Raw genomic sequence first — 17098 nt, forward strand, 5'->3', positions numbered from 1 at the left:
CCGAGGAAGTCGTACCAGTCGATCCAGCCGGCGTCGGCATAGACCACATCGGGGTTGGCCCGCAGCCTCGGGTCTTCGCAGAAGCGATTGCAGTAGTCAGGCCGGTTCTTAATACCCAGCGCCTGGGCTGCCGCCTGGGCCTCAGCGTAAGTCGGGTAGCGGTCGGGCCGCTCATTGCCGAGGAAGTCGTACCAGTCGATCCAGACGGCGTCAGCATAGACCACCTCGGGGCTGGACGGCAGCCTCGGGTCTTTGCGGTAGCGCTTTCTGTACTCAGACCGGTTCTTAATACCCAGCGCCTGGGCTGCCGCCTGGGCCTCAGCGTAGGTCGGGTAGAGGTCGGGCCGCTCATTGCCGAGGAGGTCGTACCAGTCGATCCAGCCGGCGTAGGCATAGACCACCTCGGGCCTGGACGGCAGCCTCGGGTCTTCGCGGTAGCGCTTTCTGTATTCAGTATGACCCTCGATGCTCAGCGCCCGGGCGGCTACTTGAGCCTCGGGGTAGGTATAAAAATTCTTCTTCTTGGCTGGCATTAGTTTCCGTCCTTGATCATTAAGTTGCCGGCCTCTGCATGCCGCAACCGCATTCGGCACCCCAAATCGTGGAGTTCTTCACGCATCTGCTTCGCCGTAGGCTGCATATAGCCCAGCGCCTGGACTGCCGCCCAGGCCTCTGCGTAGGTCGGGTAAAGGGAGGGCCGCTCATTGCGAAGGAAGTCGTACCAGCCGATCCAACCAGCCTCGGCATAGACCGTATCGGGGCTGGCCGGCAGCCTCGGGCCTTCACGGAAGCGCTTTTTGTAGTCAGGACGAATCTTGATGCCCAGCGCCTGAATGGCGGCTTGGGCCTCGGAGTAGGTATAAAAATTCTTCTTGGCTGGCATTAGTTTCCGTCCTTGATCACTACGCATTCCGCCTCCGCATGCCGCAATCGCATTCGGCACTCCAAATCGCGGAGTTCTTCACGCATCTGTTTCGCCGTAGGCTGCGTATAGATCAGACTCGATTCGAGCGAAACGTGGTGCATGGCGTTCCTGATCATGAGTTGCGAAGCTCCATCACGTGCCAACCGCTGACCAAACGCATGTCGGTGGCCGTGAGGGGTAGTACCCGCCATCTTGTAATAATCCAACCCTATCCGCTCAGTGGCCAACTTGTGGGCCTTGCGAAACATACGGTGCGAATAGGGCTGGCCGTCCCTGTTGGTGAAGGCATAGGGATGAGCTTCGCCAGCCTTCGGCTTCACCCGCTGTTTCAGGTGGTAGTCGCGCCACAGGCCGGCAAATACCTGACCAAAATCACCGGGATAGAAGAACACCTCAAAGCAGCGTCGATGCGGGTCAGTAATCAGCCCGTCCTTCCAACCGAGAAACAGTGGATCTATCGCCTTCACCAGCCGATTGCGGGGTTGCAGCCCGTACTGGTTTTGCAGGTAAGCAGCGCGGTTGGTTTTGCCGCCAGGTGCCAGCCCGTACTCAGGGTGATGAATACGGACGATGACCTCCCCGTCCTCTACGCTTACGTCATCGCTCCATAGCGACAACGCTTCGGACAGCCTCACTCCACCGTATTCCATCAGGCAGGAGATCAGGACATTGCGAAGGTCTACCGGCCCTCGTGAATCTCGCGTCCGCCTGCGGAAACCCTCGGACAACAACAGTTCAAAACATTCCTCTGGAAATGCCTTGGCGGGCGTTTGCCGCTCAACCGGCAGCGTTCTTGAGCGCACTACTCTGGACTGGCTCGTCTGCGGTTTGGAGCGCCAAAGGTGTGACAGGAATGCGTTGTCCCTACGATGCGAATACGCAGCCCAATTCAGCCGTTCTTCATGCCGGGTCGCTTGTCGCCAGGGATTGAGCTGAAGCTTGGCGTCCTCATTAACGAGCGCCAGCCAATCAGTGAACTGCGTAATGTGGCCGATCAACTTACCAGCGTCTTCCGGCTGTCTGGGCTGCCACCACAGATCAGAAGGATCGCCGATGTTCGAGACAGTACCCGTGAATAATGCATCGGAAAACTCAGTGAACAGCGTGCACGGATCGTCATAAAAACCATGGTTGGCCTCCATGAACTCCAACAGCAGCCGCACTGCAAAAACCGAAGACTCCTGCCAAGAACGGCTCTTTCGGTGATTCAAATACGTGTACCGAGCAAACTGATCCAGAACCCCATGCTCGGTCACGATGATTGGCAGTACATGCTGTATGCCAGTCGCACCGACCACAAAGGATCTGAACTCCCGGTGGGACGACTCAAGGATTGTGGGCATGGGTCACCGGCCCATACTTTTCACGAGTGGCCCTGCTTGCCTGGAGGGCACTCCAAACATCTCTTGGCCGGGGTAGCGTGGGCAGCGGACGCTGCAAATGAGATCGAGGGGGGTGAAGGACTTGTCCATGCGAGGTCTCTAGCTTGTTGATCACTAGAGCTATCGTCATGAAAAGCACATCGGTTTTCACTTCAACTCGATGTATTTACTCCAAGCCCAGCAAAATCACGCATTGCATGGAGCATTTCAGAGTCCCCCCATTGCGCTTCAACCCACTCAAGCCCGGCTTCCTGAAGGCACGAGGCAAAGATTGAGCGATAAGCGTGACGCATGCTTCGGCTAGAGGGACTGCCAAGTGAATCCAAGCCAAAGCAGCTATGCCTGTCTATGCCGGCTCAACCTGGCCAGACCACATTCAAATCCGACCTGCACGCCAAAAAATCGACACTCAGCAGTTCAGGTAGGCAGCGCCAACGTATGCGTGCTCGAGCAGTTCGGGAAATCATGGACGTTTCTGGGGTAGCTACGACAAGGCAAGTGAGGGCCAAGGAGGCACGTGAGCCAAGAAACTGATCTGAAGTCGAAGAGAAATGGGGTGAACTCTCAAGATCTGGGACTGAATCCTGGGGTAACTAATCGCAGAAAGTGCAGTTGTTCCATGAGCAGCCGTTGGTCACCGGCAGAATCAGGGAATGGGCTTCGCTCGGCGGACGGAACACCGGCTCGATATAGGCAATGGGGAATTCGGCAGACATGGTTTGAGACATTAGGTTAACGATGATCTCGCGAGCTAGAGCCAGGCTAGGCGAAAGGAGGCGAGGCAGCGGAGTTTACAGACGGTAAATGAGCATGCCGAGCCTGGTTCCAACAACGCCTGGCCGACGCGCAGCAGATCATCAGCCGCCGATAATTTTCATGACTGTGGCGCCGCCCGCAAAGGCGACATCCTGCTTGTCAGCCAGGGCGCGTACCAGCAGGCGCTGCAGTGCCGGCAAGGCCTGATGACGCGGCTTGTCGAGCAGGTCGCCAACGTAATGGCGATTGCTCGACGACAGGCAGCCGTGCAGCCAGCCCGTAGAAGATAGGCGCAGGCGCGAGCAGGTACGGCAGAACGGCACGCTTTCGTTGGCGATCACGCCGAAGAAGCCGTGGCCGGGAATCTCGTAGCGCAACGCGGTGGCATCCAGCGGCGCCGGGGCCTGGATGAATTCGTAACGGCTGCCGACCTCCGCCAGCAGCTCGGGCATGCCATAGAACTGCTGCTGGAAGCTCGCGCCTTCGCGCATCAGGTGGCCCATGCGCATCAGCTCGATGAAGCGCAACTCGAAACCACGCTCCAGGCAGTAGTCGAGCATCGGCAGCACCTGCTCGTGGTTCTGCCCACGCAGCGGCACCATGTTGATCTTCACCTTCAGCCCAGCCGCGCGCGCCTCATCCAGGCCCTGCAGCACGGTGGCCAGGTCGCCGCCGCGGGCGATGCGCCTGAAGGCCACGGGGTCGAGGGTATCCAGCGACACGTTGATGCGTTTGAGGCCGCACTCCAGCAGCAGCGGCAGCTTGCGCGACAGCAGCTGGCCGTTACTGGTCAGGCCGATGTCCTGCAGGCCCAGGCGGCTGGTCTCGCGGAGAAAATGATCGAGCTTGGGACTGACCAGCGGTTCGCCGCCGGTGATGCGCAGGCGCTCGATGCCGGCGGCCTCCATCAGGTAGGCCACGCCACGCACCATGGCCTCGGCCGAGAGCTCGTCCTGGGCCGCAACCAGACGCTTGCCGTCCGGCACGCAGTAAGTGCAGGCATAGTTGCAGGCGGCGGTCAGGCTGATGCGCAGATTGCGGAAACGCCGACCCTGGCGGTCAACGATCATGGAGAACTCCGACAGTGTTCAGTCCGGAGTATATGCCCGCCGCCGATGGCAAAGAACGCATCATTGGCGGGCTGAATGGCATCAGGCCGTCGGCGCTTCGCCGTCGCGCTTGCGCTTGTTGCCCATGCGCACGCCGATGTCCATGAGGAACTGGAAGAAGCCGTCTTGGTCTTCCAGCACGCTGCTCCAGAACGGCGAGTGATACAGCGCCACGGCACCATGTACCAGAGCCCAGGCGGCGCAGTAGTGGAAGTACGGCGGCACGTCTTCCAGCTTGCCCTCTTCGATGCGGCCCTTGATCAGCTGGGTCAGGCGCTCGAAGTTGGAGGTACGGATCTTGTGCAGTTGCTCGACCATCTCCGGCACCTGATTGCCCTTGACCACCTTCTCTTCGAGGCGGTCGAACAGGCGATAGCGCTGGGGGTCACGCATGCGGAACTCGAAGTAGGCACGGGCCAGCGCTTCCTTGTCCTTGGCCACGTCTTCGGACAGCAGCAGCGCGTTGAGGTCGCGCTCGTAGTCCAGCATCAGACGCAGGTAGACCTCGGCCTTGGACTTGAAGTGCTTGTAGATCGTGCCTTTGCCGATCCCGACCGCATCGGCGATCATCTCGACAGTCACGCTGTCTTCACCCTGTTCAAGGAAGAGCTTGAGCGCGGTATCGAGAATTTCCTGTTCGCGGCGACGGAATTCGCGGACTTTGCGAGGTTCTTTGTTCATGAAGTGACTGCGAGATGAAAATTGAAGCGCGTTATTATGCCTATTCAGCGCAAAAATGCACGGATCATCGGCCCAATGATCAATCCAAGCGACGAATTCCCCCTAGCTCCCGGACTCTGCTATCTCAACCACGCCGCCGTGGCTCCCTGGCCCAGGCGTGCCGCTGAAGCGGTGCGCCGCTTCGCCGAAGAGAACATCAGCCTCGGCGCCCGCGACTACCCCGCCTGGCTGCAGGTCGAGAAGCGCCTGCGCGAACGCCTGCAGCGCCTGCTCAACGCGCCGACCAGTGCGGACGTGGCGCTGGTCAAGAACACCTCGGAGGCGCTGTCGTTCGTCGCCTTCGGACTGGACTGGCGGGAAGGCGACCAGGTGGTGATCAGCGACGAGGAGTTCCCCTCCAACCGCATCGTCTGGGAGGCGCTGAAACCCCGCGGCGTCGAGGTGGTGCAGGTCAATCTGGGCGGCAGCGACCCGGAGGGCGCCCTGCTGGGCGCCTGCGGCCCGCGTACCCGCCTGCTGTCCATCAGCTCGGTGCAGTTCGCCAGCGGCCTGCGTCTGGACCTACCACGCCTGGGCGCCGGCTGCCGCGCCAAGGGCGTGCTGCTTTGCGTCGACGCCATCCAGCAGCTCGGCGCGCAGCCTTTGGACGTGCAGGCCTGCGATTGCGCCTTCGCCATGGCCGACGGCCACAAATGGATGCTCGGCCCCGAAGGCCTGGGCGTCTTCTATTGCCGCAGCGACCTGCGCGAACAACTGACCCTGCACGAATACGGCTGGCACATGCTCGAACATGCCGGCGACTACGATCGCAGCGACTGGCAGCCGGCCCGCAGCGCCCGGCGCTTCGAGTGCGGCAGCCCGAATATGCTTGGCGCCATGGCCCTGGAGGCCAGCCTGTCGCTGCTTGAGGAAGTAGGACTGCCGCAGGTCGCAGCCTTGATCGAAGAGCGCGTGCTGCAACTGCAGGAAGGTCTGCAGCGCATGGCTGGCGTTCAGCTACACAGCCCGCTGAACCCGGCACGCCGCGCCGGCATTCTCACCTTCAGCCTGGAGGGGTGGGACAACCAGGTTCTGTTCAGCCGCCTCAGGGAACAGCAGGTGATTTGCGCACAACGCGGCAAGGGCATCCGCCTGTCGCCACATTTCTATACCGAGCCGGCGGTGATCGAGCAAAGCCTGACGGTACTGGCTCAGTTGCGACAAGGCTGAGTGCTCAGCAGCCGCGGCGGTATTCCAAATACGTTTAAGAAACCGGCGTGACCAACATGGACGCAGGGCAATCCTGGCCAATACTGGAAGAACTGGCGTGCGGCATCTCCCCCCAAGTGCCCAGCCAGTCGAGGTACCGTGGATCGCGTACCTTCGTTTTACTCCTAATGGTCTTGACCCGGATTCATCCCCCAGAACCCGGGTTTTTTTTGTCCGCGATTTTTGCGGACCGACCTGTCAGGCCACTCGGGCGAGGGGGAACAGACGCCTGAAGTTGGCCGTGGTCTGCTCGGCCAGAGCCTCGAACGACTCGCCACGGACCATGGCCAGGAACTCTGCCACCTCGCGCACGTACTGCGGCAGGTTGGGCTTGCCACGATGGGGAATGGGCGCGAGATAGGGCGAGTCGGTCTCCACCAGCAGGCGGTCGGCCGGCACCTTGCGCGCCACTTCGCGCAGGGCATCGGCATTGCGGAAGGTGACGATGCCAGACAGCGAGATATAGAAGCCGATGTCCAGCGCCGCCTTGGCCATATCCCAGTCCTCGGTGAAGCAGTGCAGCACGCCAGCCTGCGGCAGCGCCGCCTCGCGCAGCAGGGCCAGGGTATCGGCCCGCGCCTCGCGGGTGTGCACGATGACCGGTTTGCCGGTGACCTTGGCCGCCTCCAGGTGCAGGCGGAAGGACTGCTGCTGCAACTCGGCCGCCTCGGGCTCGTAGTGGTAGTCCAACCCCGTCTCGCCGATGGCCACCACATTGGGGTGATTCAGCTCACCGAGCAGCCAGTCCAGTGCCGGTGCCTCGCCCTTCTCCAGGTCCAGCGGATGCACGCCCACCGAGCAGTCGACATCGGCATAGCGCTCGGCCAGCGCCTTGACCGCGCCGGCGTTGGAGGCGCTCACGCCGATGCACAGGAAATGCTGCACGCCGCGGGCACGAGCAGCCTCCAGCGCCGCATCGAGGGAACCGGCATGGACCGCCAGGTCGAGGCGGTCGAGGTGGCAATGGGAGTCAACCAGCATGGAATTTCTCTGTCTCTGAAATGACGAAGCGCCCGATTCGGGCGCCTCTGCCTTGAAGCTGTGTATCCGTGACTTACATGGTGTGGGTCGGACGATCCGACTTCAGCGCACCGGCCAGGTAGGTCTCGATCTTGTTGCGTGCGGTGTTGTCGCCATCGTTGAACTGCACACCGACACCAGCGGCGCGGTTGCCCTGGGCGCCCTTGGGCGTGATCCACACCACCTTGCCCGCCACCGGGATCTTCTCCGGTTCATCCATCAGGTTGAGCAGCATGAACACCTCGTCGCCCAGCTTGTAGCTCTTGGCGGTCGGAATGAACAGGCCGCCATTGCGAATGAAGGGCATATAGGCCGCGTACAGCACGGACTTGTCCTTGATGGTCAGGGACAGAATTCCGTTACGCGGGCCCAAATTGGGTGGCAAGCTCATGCACTAAATCCTTGCGACTTAATCCGATTTTCGATTCTAGCCCGGCCCGGGCAGGCTTGCCCACTGCACCAGCAGGGCTTCGAGAAGCAGAGCACCGTTCAGGTTGGCCTTGCCCAGCACCTTCTGCCGCTGTTGCAGCAGCCAGTCCTGCATGGCCAACAGCTTGTGCTGCGGTGTCTTGTCGGCCAGATACTGCACCACCTTGCGCATATCGGTGGCGCCCAGCCCCTCTTCGTCGCGGCTCAGCTGGTAGCGCAGCATCAGCTGCGCCCAATCGCAGAACCAGTCGAACAGCATGATCATCGGCAGGCTTTTCCAGGCCTCGGCCAACTGGCTGGCGCTGGCCTGCTGCTTGATCAGCTTCTTCACGCCCTCGACCACCAGCGCACGTTGCTCCAGTACGCCCTGGGTGTGCAGCCGGCGCGCCATCAGCGGCGAGCCGCTGGCCAGGGCGAGCAGCTCCTGACGCTGCTCGTCGCTGCATTCCGGCAACGCCTGGGTCAACCAGGCCAGGCTCTGCTCCCGGCTCGGTAATGGGCAGGCCTGCTGTACGCAACGGCTCTTCACGGTCGGCAGCAGGCGGCTCGGCTGATGGCTGACCAGCAGCAACACGGTATCGCCGGAGGGCTCCTCCAGGCTCTTGAGCAGGGCGTTGGCGGAGTTGAGGTTCATCGCCTCTACCGGTTCCAGCAGCACCACCTTGCGCCCACCGAGCTGCGCGGTCTGCACCACGAAACCGACCAGCTCACGCACCTGGTCGACCTTGATCGCCTTGTCGGCTTCTTCCGGTTCCAGCACGAATACATCCGGGTGGGTACCGGCGGCTAGCAGATGGCAGGACTTGCATTGGCCACAGGCGTCCAGGCCATTGGGCTTCTGGCACAGCAGGCGCGCCATCAGGCGCTCGGCCAGCTCACGTTTGCCGATACCGGCCGGGCCATGCAGCAGATAGGCGTGGGCGTGCCGCAGGCGGCTGGCCAGTTGCTGCCAGAGCTGTGCCTGCCAGGGATAGGCCTCAGCCACGGAAACGCTCCAGAATTTCCGGCAGCAGTACGTCGATCGAGCGTTGCACCGATTCCAGCGACTGCGCCGCATCCAGCACGCGGTAGCGTGCCGGCGCAGCGGCGGCGCGTTGCAGATAGGTCTGCCGCACGGCCTCGAAGAAGCCCCGCCCTTCCTGCTCGAAGCGATCCAGGCGACCGCGCGCAGCGGCGCGGGAAAGTCCGATCTCCACCGGCAGGTCGAACACCAGGGTCAGGTCGGGACGCAGCTCGCCCTGGACGAAACGTTCCAGCTCGGCGATGCGTGCCTCGCCCAGGCCACGGCCGCCGCCCTGGTAGGCATAGGTCGCATCGGTGAAGCGGTCACAGAGCACCACGGCGCCACGCGCCAGCGCTGGACGGATGACCTGCGCCAGATGCTGGGCGCGGGCAGCGAACACCAACAGCAGCTCGGTATCGCTATCCATGGTCTCATCGCTGGGCGCCAGCAGCAGTTCGCGGATACGCTCGGCCAGCGGCGTGCCGCCGGGTTCGCGACTCAGCACCACCTCGACGCCCTGCTCGCGCAGGCGCGCGGCGAGGTACTCGCGATTGGTGCTCTTGCCGGCCCCTTCCGGGCCTTCCAGGGTGATGAACAGACCGCTCACGGCTCTTCCTTATTTGGGCGCGGGACTGGAGCGGTAGTCGGCGCGGCGCTTGAGCTGATACTCGCGCACGGCACGGTTGTGCTGCTCCAGGGTTTCCGAGAATACATGGCTGCCGTCGCCACGGGCGACGAAGTACAGGCTCTTGCCTGCCACCGGATTGAGCGCGGCATGGATCGCCTCGCGCCCGGCCAGGGCGATGGGCGTCGGCGGCATGCCGTCGATGGTGTAGGTGTTGTAGGGCGTCGCCTCGAGCAGGTGGGCGCGGGTCAGGTTGCCCTTGTAGCGCTCGCCGAGGCCGAAGATCACCGTCGGGTCGGTCTGCAGGCGCATGCCCGTACGCAGGCGGCGAACGAACACACCCGCGATCTGCCCACGCTCCTCGGCCACGCCGGTCTCCTTCTCGACCATCGAGGCCATGATCAGCGCATCGTAGGGTTCGCGGTACGGCAGGCCCTCGGCGCGCTTGCTCCACTCCTCCTCCAGCACCTGATCCAGGCGACCGCGCGCCTGCTTGAGCAGGTCGAGGTCACTCATGCCACGCACGTAGCGGTAGGTGTCAGGGAAGAAGCGCCCCTCGGGGCTGACGCCGGACAAGCCGAGCTTGGCCATCAGCGCCTTGTCGTCGAGCCCGGCCAGGCTCTGCTCGAGCTTTTCCTGGCGCGTCAGCGCGGTGCGTACCTGGCGAAAGCTCCAGCCCTCCACCAGGGTCAGGCTGTACTGCACCACTTCGCCGCGCCGCCAGAGGCCGAGCAGGTCGCGCACATTCTGTTGCGGAGTCAGGCGGTATTCGCCGCTGTGCAAGGCCTGATCCGGCAGGTTGAAGCGCCAGTACAGGCGCAGCCAGAACGCGCCATCCAGTACGCCCTCGCCCTCCAGGCGATTGAGCAGGCCGCCCGGGGTATCGCCCGGTTGCACCTCGATCAGGCGCTCGGCCTCCAGCTTGAGCGGCTGGTTCAGCGCACTGTGCAGGCGCCAGCCTGCCAGAGCCAACGTCAGCACGAGCAGAACCAGGCCGGCGACCAGCAGCAACAGCAACTTGCGAATCACGAATCAGGAATCCAGAAGACTGCGGATAAGGGCCTGCAGTTTACGGGTCAGCGCTCCAACGGGCCAGTGATGGCCCTGCAACTCGCGCACCGGCCAGATGCCGTAGAGACTGTTGCAGAGGAAGATTTCATCAGCGGCATACAGCTCATCAATGGTGAGGTCGCGCACCTCGCACACCAGACCAACTCGCTCGGCCTGGGCCAGCACTTCCGCCCGCATCACCCCGGCCACGCCACAACGCGACAGCTCGGCAGTGAGCAGCACGCCGTTCTTGACCAGGAACAGGTTGCTGAACACACCCTCGACCGCCCGTCCCGACACGTCGCGCATCAGTCCTTCGGCGAAGGCGGCGTCCTGCCACTCGCCACGCGCCAGTACCTGCTCCAGTCGATTGAGGTGTTTGAGACCAGCCAGCAGTGGCTGCTCGGCCAGGCGGGTGGCGCAGGGAAACAGGCGCACGCCCTGCTCGGCGTTCTCGGCGGCATAACTGGGCAACGGATTGCCCAGCAGAATGCGCCGTGGACTGGCCGCCTGCGGTGGCGCATAACCACGCAGGCCATCGCCACGGGTCACCAGCAGCTTGGCCACACCCTCGCCCAGCTCAATGAAGAAGGCTTGCAGCTCGGCCTCCAACAGCGCCAGGTCGAGATCGATGGACAGGCGCTGCAGCCCCTCGCGCAAGCGCGCCAGATGACGCGGTAGCAGCGTGGCGCGGCCGCCGCGCACGGCAATGGTCTCGAACAGACCATCGCCATAGGCCAGGCCACGATCACCCAGAGGCAATTGCGTGGCCGGGCGGCCGTTGATCCAGCTCAGCATCAGCCGTTGAAGCGACGGAACACCAGAGAACCGTTGGTGCCGCCGAAGCCGAAGGAGTTGGACAGCACCGCGTCGATCGCTAGCGGCTTGGCCTGGTGCGCGACGAAGTCGAGGTCACAGCCCTCGTCCGGCTCGTCCAGGTTGATGGTCGGCGGCGCGACCTGGTCGCGCAGCGCCAGCACGCTGAAGATCGCCTCCACCGCGCCCGCCGCACCCAGCAGGTGACCGGTCATGGACTTGGTCGAGCTGACCGAGAGCTTGTAGGCGTGCTCGCCGAACACCGACTTCACCGCACTGGCCTCAGCTTTGTCGCCAGCCGGGGTCGAGGTGCCGTGGGCATTGATGTACTGCACCTGATCCGGATTCATGCCAGCGTCGCGCAGGGCATTGGTCATGCAACGCGCGGCACCGTTGCCGTCTTCCGGCGGCGAGGTCATATGGTAGGCATCGCCACTCATGCCGAAGCCGACCAGCTCGGCGTAGATGGTCGCACCGCGCGCCTTGGCGTGTTCCAGCTCTTCCAGCACCAAGGCACCGGCACCGTCGGACAGTACGAAGCCATCACGCCCCTTGTCCCAGGGGCGGCTGGCACGGGTCGGGGCATCATTGCGGGTGGACATCGCGCGCGCCGCGCCGAAAGCGCCCATGCCCAGAGCACAGGCAGCCATCTCCGCGCCGCCGGCGATCATCACGTCAGCCTCACCGTAGGCGATATTGCGCGCGGCCATGCCGATGCAGTGGGTACCGGTGGTGCAGGCGGTGGCAATGGCGTAGTTCGGCCCCTGCAGACCCAGGTGGATCGACAGGAAGCCGGAAATCATGTTGATGATCGAGCCAGGCACGAAGAACGGCGAGATACGCCGCGGTCCTTGCTCGAACAGGATCTTGCAGGTCGCCTCGATGTTGCTCAGGCCGCCGATACCGGAGCCCATGGCCACACCAATGCGCTCGCGATTGGCATCGGTGACTTCCAGACCGGCATCACGCATCGCCTGGAAACTGGCCGCCAGACCGTACTGAATGAACAGGTCGAGCTTGCGCGCCTCCTTGACCGACAGGTATTGCTCGACGTCGAAGCCCTTCACCGCACCGCCGATGCGGGTGGAGAAGGCCGACAGATCGACGCTCTCGATCAGGCCTATGCCACTACGGCCAGCCAGAATGCCCTGCCAGCTGCTCGCCACATCGACGCCCAACGGCGACAGCATGCCCATACCGGTAACCACGACGCGTCTACGCGACACTGCACAATCCTCTTTCTCGTTGAAACTTGCCGCCCCGATAAAGAAAAACCGCACGCCTTTTGAGGGGCAGTGCGGCTTTTCGGGGCCGAAAACCGGCGATTACAAACGCTTAGGAATGCGCGTTGATGTAATCGATGGCTTCCTGAACGGTGGTGATCTTCTCAGCCTGCTCGTCCGGGATTTCGGTCTCGAATTCCTCTTCCAGAGCCATCACCAGCTCGACGGTGTCAAGGGAGTCGGCGCCCAGGTCTTCTACGAAGGAAGCGCTGTTGGTCACTTCATCTTCTTTGACGCCCAGTTGCTCGGCGACGATTTTCTTGACGCGTTCTTCGATGGTGCTCATGTCTTGTTTTCACTCCTATGGAAAAATTCCGTGCAGCTGGGCTGCAGTGTATAGAAAGGGTTTTCTAAGTTTCAAGCCGAATGGCCTTACGCCCTTTCGAACTGCCGTCTACCGCCGGTTGCACTTTTGTAACGGACTTTAGACTGGTTCTATGACAGTTAGCTGAAAGGACGAGTCACATTCAGCTCATGTACATGCCGCCATTCACCGGGACGGTAGCACCGGTGACGTAGGCTGCGCCGTCGGAAGCCAGGAAACCGACCACCTTGGCGATCTCCTCGGCCTGACCCAGGCGGCCCAGCGGAATCTGGGTCAGCAGCGCCTCGCGCTGAGCATCCGGCAGCTCGCGGGTCATGTCGGTATCGATGAAGCCAGGCGCCACCGAGTTGACGGTGATCGAGCGCGAACCGACTTCACGCGCCAGGGCGCGGCTGAAGCCTTCCAGGCCGGCCTTGGCCGCCGCGTAGTTGGCTTGCCCAGCGTTACCCATGGCGCCAACCACCGAACCAATGCTGATGATGCGCCCCCAGCGGGCCTTGGTCATGCCGCGCAGCACGGCCTTGGACAGACGGAACAGGCTGTTGAGGTTGGTATTGATGACATCGAACCACTCCTCGTCCTTCATGCGCAGCATCAGGTTGTCGCGGGTGATGCCGGCGTTGTTGACCAGAATGGCCACGGCACCGAAATCCTTCTGGATCTGTTCCAGCACGGCATCGACCGACTCACTGCTACTCACGTCGAGCATCAGGCCGGCGCCCTGGATGCCCTGCTCCTTGAGCGCCTCGCCGATACGCGCGGCACCCGCCTCGCTGGTGGCGGTGCCGATGACGATTGCACCCTGACGACCCAGCTCAAACGCAATGGCCTGACCGATACCACGGCTGGCGCCGGTAACCAGCGCAACTTTGCCCTGCAGACTCATGATGATCTCCTTTTTGACTCAGGCCAGCGCCGCACGCGCGGCGGCGAAGGCGTCCGGGGTATCCAGGTTGTGGGTATTGATGCCTTTGACGCAGCGCTTGTTGAGGCCAGCCAGCACCTTGCCGGGACCACACTCGACCAGCTCAGTGATGCCCTGCTCGGCCAGGAACTGCACGCTCTCAACCCAGCGCACCGGGCTGTACAGCTGCGCCAGCAGATCGCGCTTGAGGGTCTCCAGGTCGGCCGGCACGGCCGCGCTGACGTTCTGTACCAGCGCGATCTGCGGCACCTGCCAGGACAGTGCATTGACTGCATCGGCGAATTTCTCTGCTGCCGGGCGCATCAGCGCGCAGTGCGACGGCACGCTGACCGGCAGCGGCATGGCGCGCTTGGCGCCACGCGCCTTACAGGCCTCGATGGCGCGCTCGACAGCGGCCGCACTACCGGCGATCACCACCTGGCCCGGCGCGTTGAAGTTGACGGCGCTGACCACATCACCCTGCGCCGCCTCGGCGCAAGCGGCCAGCACGTCGGCATCCTCCAGACCGAGGATGGCGGCCATGCCGCCCTGCCCGGCCGGCACAGCCTGCTGCATCAGCTGGCCACGACGCTCGACCAGCTTCACCGCATCGGCAAAACCAATCGCACCGGCGGCGACCAGCGCGGAGTACTCACCCAGGCTATGCCCGGCGACGAAGGCCGGACGTGCGCCGCCTTCGGCCAACCACAGGCGCCACAGAGCAATGGATGCCGTCAGAATGGCTGGCTGGGTCTTGTCGGTCTCGTTGAGGCGCTGCTCGGGGCCTTCCTGGGTCAGCGCCCAGAGGTCATAGCCGAGCGCATCGGAGGCCTCGCCGAAGGTGTCCCGGATCAGCGATTGCTGAGCGCCATGCTCGGCGAGCATGCCAAGCGACTGCGAGCCTTGGCCGGGGAAGACAAATGCGAGGGAGGCGGACATCGAAACTATCCCTTATCTAGTCGATGGGAACCCGTCGAGCGGGTCATGAACTGAAGCTTGGATGGAGCAACCTCGCCTGTGGTCACAGACATGGCGAGACGCGTGCGTATTGGAGAGCGCAGTAGCGATCGAGTTCGCCGGCTCGCGCAGTTCAGAGCAGTAGATCTTCGAGGCGCCCGTGCAGGCGCTGCGGCAGATTCTCGCGCACCTCGATGACAGCCCGACGAATGGCACTCTGGAAGCCTTCGGCACTGGCCGCACCGTGGCTCTTCACCACTATGCCCTGCAAGCCGAGGAAGCTGGCGCCATTGTGACGTGCCGGTGCCAATTCGCCACGCAGGCGCTTGAGTAGCGGCAAGGCCACGGCGCCGGCCAGCTTGGAGACGAAGCCTTCGTTGAACAGCGCCTCGATGCGCTCGGAGATCATCGAGACCAGGCCTTCGCTGGACTTCAGCAGGATGTTGCCAACGAAGCCGTCGCACACCACCACATCGGCCTCGCCGCGATACAGGCCATCGCCCTCGACGAAGCCGATGTAGTTCAGCCCCTCCGCCTGCTGCAACAGACTGGCCGCCAGCTTGACCTGCTGGTTGCCCTTGATGTTCTCGGTACCGACATTGAGCAGCGCCACTCGCGGCCGCAGCATGCCCTGCGCCTCGGCAGCCACAGCGCCCATCACGGCGAACTGATAGAGCTGCTCGGCACTGCAGTCGACATTCGCGCCCAGATCGAGCAAGTGGCAGACACCCTTGGCGGTAGGCACGGCCGTGACCATCGCCGGCCGGTCGATGCCCGGCAGGGGCTTGAGTACATAGAGGGAGAGCGCCATCAGCGCACCGGTATTGCCAGCACTGACGCAGGCCTTGGCCCGGCCACTGCGCACCAGCTCCAGCATCACGCGCATGGAGGCATCGGGCTTGCCGCGCAAGGCATGCGTGGGCCGCTCATCCATGCCGATCACTTCGCTGGCGTGCTCGACGTGCAGGCGCGCGCGATCGACACCAGGGTGGCGAGCAATAAGTTCTTCGAGGAGAGGAGCTTGACCGACGAGGGTCAGGTGCAGCGAGGGGAATTCGGCCAGGCTAGAAATGCAGGCCGGAACAATGCAGTGGGGACCGAAGTCCCCACCCATTGCATCAATCGCGATCAGCGAAGCGGACAAGGATTACTCGTCGGCGCCCTTGTCGATCACTTTACGGCCGCGGTAGAAACCTTCCGGGGACACGTGGTGACGCAGGTGAACTTCACCGGTGCTCTTCTCTACGGACAGAGCGTTGGCCTCGAGAGCGTCGTGCGAACGGCGCATGTCGCGGGCAGAGCGGGATTTTTTGTTCTGCTGAACAGCCATAACTCAATAACTCCTAAACGTTTGGGTCACGCTTTAACTGCGCCAAAACACTGAACGGGTTGGACCGCGGTACCTCGTCCTGGCTCGGCTCGGGCTCGTTAGCACCGGCCGGCTGCTGGCAATCCTCAGGGGCATGGGCCGGAACGATGGGCAGAGCGAGCAACAGCTCATCTTCGACCAACGTCAGCAGATCCAACGGATCTTCACCCACTTCCAGCACGTCATAGCCCTTCGGCAGCGACTGGGTATCCGCACCTTCCTTCACCACCGCATAATGACACTCGCTGCGGATCGGCAGGGCGACCAGTTCCAGACAACGCTGGCAAACCATCTTGACCTCAACCTCGAGCTCACTGTGAATACTCACAGCTCGACGCTCGCCACGTTCGAAGACCAGCTTCGCGCGCACCTTGCCGGAATTATCTTCCAGCGAGCCGCACAGTCGCTCGAAACTGGCCAGCGGCATCTCCCCTTCGAGAGCAGCACCGCGATCGGCAAGTTTGCGCGGATCAACGTGAGGTGGAATCGGTCCATTCGACATAGGCGCGGTATTCTAGGGATGCACCCTGCCAGTGTCAAAGGAATTTCCGCCCTGTCCGTCGGACCAGGCGCCCGCTAGAATCGCGCGCGCCTCTCGCAATTCCGGCCAGGAGATCGACCATGCTGCCACTGGTACTTGCCTCTAGTTCGCCCTATCGCCGCGAACTCCTGGCCCGCCTGCACCAGCCCTTCAGCTGGGCCGCGCCCGCCATCGACGAAACGCCGCAGCCTGGCGAGAGCGCCGAGACACTGGTACGACGCCTGGCCGAAGCCAAGGCCTGCGCCCTGAGCGACTCGCATCCCGCCCACCTGATCATCGGCTCGGACCAGGTCGCAGTACTGGGCGACAGGATTCTCGGCAAACCCCACGACTTCGAGCGCGCAAACCAGCAATTGCTGGCCGCCAGCGGCGCCAGCGTGACCTTCCTCACCGGCCTTGCCCTGCTCAACAGCGCCAGCGGCCACTGCCAAGTGGACGTGGTGCCCTTCACCGTGCATTTCCGCCAGTTGAGCGAGGAGCAGATCGGCCGTTACCTGAAGATCGAGCAGCCCTACGACTGCGCCGGCAGCTTCAAGGCCGAAGGCCTCGGCGTCAGCCTGTTCCGCAGCACCGAGGGCGGCGACGGCACCAGCCTGGTCGGCCTACCCCTGATCCGCCTGGTGCAGATGCTGGACAGGGAAGGCGTCGCCATTCCCTGACTACGCATATAAAGGA

The 17098-nt window shown here is 63.0% G+C and carries 20 protein-coding genes and 1 pseudogene; 2 read left to right on the plus strand and 19 right to left on the minus strand.

The features are described from left to right. From IP89_RS13190 to IP89_RS13210, 6 genes and pseudogenes are all read right to left on the minus strand, one after another. A partial coding sequence (locus tag IP89_RS13190; RefSeq protein WP_043310018.1) for an integrase repeat-containing protein occupies positions 1-533 on the minus strand: 533 nt, incomplete at its 3' end. After that, positions 533-883 (minus strand): integrase repeat-containing protein, encoded by a 351-nt coding sequence (locus IP89_RS13195; protein WP_043310019.1) that lies wholly within the window; start codon positions 881-883, stop codon positions 533-535. The genes IP89_RS13195 and IP89_RS13190, both read right to left, overlap by 1 nt. Then, positions 883-2268, minus strand: a complete 1386-nt coding sequence (gmtY, locus tag IP89_RS13200) for a gamma-mobile-trio recombinase GmtY (RefSeq protein ID WP_043310020.1) — start codon at positions 2266-2268, stop codon at positions 883-885. Before gmtY ends, IP89_RS13195 begins: the two co-directional genes overlap by 1 nt. A gap of 635 nt (positions 2269-2903) precedes the next feature. After that, positions 2904-3023 (minus strand): annotated as a pseudogene (locus IP89_RS23030) (radical SAM protein); the annotation flags it as partial. A 141-nt stretch (positions 3024-3164) separates the two neighbouring features. Beyond that, entirely contained in the window at positions 3165-4133 is a 969-nt protein-coding gene (locus IP89_RS13205) for a GTP 3',8-cyclase MoaA (protein WP_043310021.1), read from the minus strand. An 81-nt stretch (positions 4134-4214) separates the two neighbouring features. Then, on the minus strand, positions 4215-4853 hold the full coding sequence (locus IP89_RS13210; RefSeq protein ID WP_043310022.1) for a TetR/AcrR family transcriptional regulator: 639 nt from the start codon (positions 4851-4853) through the stop codon (positions 4215-4217). A 75-nt stretch (positions 4854-4928) separates the two neighbouring features. Here IP89_RS13210 and IP89_RS13215 point away from each other — a divergent pair, with 75 nt between their 5' ends. Further along, positions 4929-6062, plus strand: a complete 1134-nt coding sequence (locus IP89_RS13215; RefSeq protein ID WP_043310023.1) for an aminotransferase class V-fold PLP-dependent enzyme — start codon at positions 4929-4931, stop codon at positions 6060-6062. A 237-nt stretch (positions 6063-6299) separates the two neighbouring features. On the opposite strand, the gene IP89_RS13220 is transcribed toward IP89_RS13215, so the two are convergent. The 13 genes from IP89_RS13220 to IP89_RS13280 form a co-directional block, all read right to left on the minus strand. Then, the gene (locus IP89_RS13220; RefSeq protein WP_043310024.1) at positions 6300-7082 is read right to left on the minus strand and encodes a TatD family hydrolase; all 783 of its coding nucleotides are present in this window, start codon (positions 7080-7082) and stop codon (positions 6300-6302) included. Positions 7083-7155: 73 nt separating this feature from the next. Continuing rightward, positions 7156-7512, minus strand: a complete 357-nt coding sequence (locus IP89_RS13225; protein ID WP_043310025.1) for a PilZ domain-containing protein — start codon at positions 7510-7512, stop codon at positions 7156-7158. A gap of 36 nt (positions 7513-7548) precedes the next feature. Further along, positions 7549-8535, minus strand: coding sequence for a DNA polymerase III subunit delta' (locus IP89_RS13230; RefSeq protein WP_043310026.1), 987 nt, complete (start codon positions 8533-8535; stop codon positions 7549-7551). Beyond that, positions 8528-9160, minus strand: coding sequence for a dTMP kinase (gene tmk, locus IP89_RS13235; protein ID WP_043310027.1), 633 nt, complete (start codon positions 9158-9160; stop codon positions 8528-8530). Before tmk ends, IP89_RS13230 begins: the two co-directional genes overlap by 8 nt. 9 nt (positions 9161-9169) lie before the next feature. Continuing rightward, positions 9170-10207: an endolytic transglycosylase MltG gene (mltG, locus tag IP89_RS13240; RefSeq protein ID WP_043310028.1), complete on the minus strand. Its 1038-nt coding sequence runs from the start codon at positions 10205-10207 to the stop codon at positions 9170-9172. A 3-nt stretch (positions 10208-10210) separates the two neighbouring features. Further along, positions 10211-11026: an aminodeoxychorismate lyase gene (pabC, locus tag IP89_RS13245; RefSeq protein WP_043310029.1), complete on the minus strand. Its 816-nt coding sequence runs from the start codon at positions 11024-11026 to the stop codon at positions 10211-10213. Next, positions 11026-12270 carry a beta-ketoacyl-ACP synthase II gene (gene fabF / locus IP89_RS13250; RefSeq protein WP_043310030.1) on the minus strand — a complete coding sequence of 415 codons (1245 nt, stop codon included), beginning with the start codon at positions 12268-12270 and terminating at the stop codon, positions 11026-11028. The genes pabC and fabF overlap by 1 nt, the downstream gene beginning before the upstream one ends. A 109-nt stretch (positions 12271-12379) precedes the next feature. After that, positions 12380-12613: an acyl carrier protein gene (acpP, locus tag IP89_RS13255; protein ID WP_043310031.1), complete on the minus strand. Its 234-nt coding sequence runs from the start codon at positions 12611-12613 to the stop codon at positions 12380-12382. Between the two features lie 181 nt (positions 12614-12794). Next, the gene (fabG, locus tag IP89_RS13260) at positions 12795-13538 is read right to left on the minus strand and encodes a 3-oxoacyl-ACP reductase FabG (RefSeq protein WP_043310032.1); all 744 of its coding nucleotides are present in this window, start codon (positions 13536-13538) and stop codon (positions 12795-12797) included. An 18-nt stretch (positions 13539-13556) separates the two neighbouring features. Next, on the minus strand, positions 13557-14495 hold the full coding sequence (fabD, locus tag IP89_RS13265; RefSeq protein WP_043310033.1) for an ACP S-malonyltransferase: 939 nt from the start codon (positions 14493-14495) through the stop codon (positions 13557-13559). A gap of 151 nt (positions 14496-14646) precedes the next feature. Then, complete coding sequence (plsX, locus tag IP89_RS13270) at positions 14647-15657, minus strand: phosphate acyltransferase PlsX (protein ID WP_081963244.1); 1011 nt, start codon at positions 15655-15657, stop codon at positions 14647-14649. A gap of 3 nt (positions 15658-15660) precedes the next feature. Beyond that, positions 15661-15843: a 50S ribosomal protein L32 gene (rpmF, locus tag IP89_RS13275; protein WP_021700475.1), complete on the minus strand. Its 183-nt coding sequence runs from the start codon at positions 15841-15843 to the stop codon at positions 15661-15663. A gap of 13 nt (positions 15844-15856) precedes the next feature. Next, positions 15857-16384 carry a YceD family protein gene (locus IP89_RS13280; protein WP_043310036.1) on the minus strand — a complete coding sequence of 176 codons (528 nt, stop codon included), beginning with the start codon at positions 16382-16384 and terminating at the stop codon, positions 15857-15859. A gap of 119 nt (positions 16385-16503) precedes the next feature. On the opposite strand from IP89_RS13280, the gene IP89_RS13285 reads away from it, so the two are divergent. Beyond that, the gene (locus tag IP89_RS13285; protein ID WP_043310038.1) at positions 16504-17082 is read left to right on the plus strand and encodes a nucleoside triphosphate pyrophosphatase; all 579 of its coding nucleotides are present in this window, start codon (positions 16504-16506) and stop codon (positions 17080-17082) included. Positions 17083-17098 lie beyond the last annotated feature (16 nt).

This window comes from Pseudomonas sp. ML96, from assembly GCF_000761545.1.
Taxonomy (GTDB): domain Bacteria; phylum Pseudomonadota; class Gammaproteobacteria; order Pseudomonadales; family Pseudomonadaceae; genus Aquipseudomonas.